This window comes from Pontibacter rugosus, assembly GCF_042678745.1.
Taxonomy (GTDB): domain Bacteria; phylum Bacteroidota; class Bacteroidia; order Cytophagales; family Hymenobacteraceae; genus Pontibacter; species Pontibacter rugosus.
In genome coordinates this window covers 1-1,778 of the sequence record NZ_JBHTLD010000394.1, presented here as the reverse complement: position 1 = coordinate 1,778, position 1,778 = coordinate 1, and the positions used below count along the sequence as shown (strand labels likewise).

General features: G+C 34.1%; 2 protein-coding genes. Both read right to left on the bottom strand.

Annotated elements, in window-relative coordinates; translation table 11 throughout:
- Positions 1 to 79: 79 nt before the first annotated feature.
- The gene (locus tag ACFQ2O_RS21480) at positions 80 to 1,201 is read right to left on the bottom strand and encodes a glycosyltransferase family 4 protein (protein WP_377532925.1); all 1,122 of its coding nucleotides are present in this window, start codon (positions 1,199 to 1,201) and stop codon (positions 80 to 82) included.
- Positions 1,191 to 1,778: O-antigen ligase family protein (locus ACFQ2O_RS21475; RefSeq protein ID WP_377532923.1), on the bottom strand; the 588-nt coding region annotated here is incomplete at its 5' end. The genes ACFQ2O_RS21480 and ACFQ2O_RS21475, both read right to left, overlap by 11 nt.

Below are 1,778 nucleotides of genomic sequence, written 5' to 3'. Positions count from 1 at the left end.
GTTAAAGCTTTGGCTACTTAGCTTTGTTCTTTTATAATGCAAACAAGCTGAAAAGTAAACAGTGATGGAATGAAGCTATTTATAAAATCTCAAGTTTTTGCTTTATAAATAGCTTCATTTCATCTTCAAAGCGTTGAACACTAAATTTAATTGCGTGCTTACGTATAACTGAAGGCACAAATTTCTCAGCACTACTATCGAAGACCTCAATAGCATTCTTTATCGAGGCAGGTGTTTGCTCATAGAAAAAAACACCTGTTTTTCCTGGTATTACTGTTTCCAAGCTGCCGCCCCTTCCAAAAGCAATAACAGGAGTTCCACACGCTTGCGCTTCTACTGGTACAATCCCAAAATCTTCTTCGGCAGCAAAGACAAAAGCTTTTGCCATTTGCATATAATTTTTCAGAACAGAGAAAGACTGGAATCCTAAAAACTCAATATTTTTAGAAGCTAAAGATTTCAATTTTATCATTTCTGGTCCATCACCTATAACAATCAATTTTTTATCTGGCATCTGGGTAAATGCTTTCACTATCAAATCAATTTTTTTATATGGAACCAAGCGAGAGGCTGTAAGGTAAAAATTGTCTTTATGCTCATGTAGGTCAAATCCCTCTGTATCAACTGGGGGATATATAACATGGGCTTCTCTTCTATATATTTTAAATATTCGCTTCGCAATGAAATCAGAGTTTGCAATAAAATAATCTACCCTGTTTGCAGCACTTACATCCCAAATTCTCATTCGGTGCAATACATACTTTGCAAAAGCTCCCTTAAAACCGTTTGTTAAATTTGCATCAATTAGATACTGATGATACAAATCCCATGCATATCTCATGGGAGAGTGGCAATAACTGATATGAACTTGATTTGCATGTGTTAAAACACCCTTAGCAACAGAAGCTGAAGACGATAATATAAGATCGTACCCGGAAAGATCAAATTGCTCTATAGCTAATGGGAATAGAGGGAGAAATTTTCGATGATTAGACTTTGCTGTAGGAAGTTGCTGTATGAAACTTGTACGAACATGTTTATTATTTATTATTTCAGCTCTGTCTTTAGTAGAAAGAAAATCAATCAACCCAAAAATGTCAAATTCAGGATTTATGTTGATAAAAGATTTAATACATTTTTCAGCACCACCATTTGTATAGAACCAATCATGAACAAGAGCAGATTTAATGTTACTTAGCATCAGTAGTTAATAGTTTTGAATTTCTAAACATTAAAAAGCTACTGAACAAGGCTACAAAGACAACACCTGAATGCCTTGCTAAAATATTCTCAGTAGCAATACATATAGAAATGAATACCATAAAAGTAAATAGAAGAATGTCATTCTTTATAAAGCTTCTATAAAATATGTACATGATGTATCCTATAAAAAGAACGATACCTAATAAACCTGATGACAACCAGAAATGTATGTACTGATTATGAGTATTATATTCAGCTGATTTATAATCATCTGGCCCTTCCATAGAAAATCTACTATAGCATTGGTTTAGTGCAGGTTGAACTTCACTTTGTCCAAGTCCAAAAAGCCAATGCTTTTTTATGAGTTCAAATGAGCAAATGACTATTCCTACTCTGATGTTGGTAGAATTATATTGCTCACCTCCGTCTGGATCCCAAGGCTTACCGCTAGGTGGCTGCAATTTTGTATCAAGGAGTTCATCTATTCTATAAGATACAGTAGGTACATGTATCAAAGCATAGATGCTAGCTAGTAAGAAGCAGAGAAAGAGAAGAGATTTTTTTAAACTTTTGAA

Excerpts from the sequence above, each read along its gene's own strand:
- ACFQ2O_RS21480 (WP_377532925.1), bottom strand. The coding sequence starts at position 1,201 with ATGCTAAGTAACATTAAATCTGCTCTTGTTCATGATTGGTTCTATACA.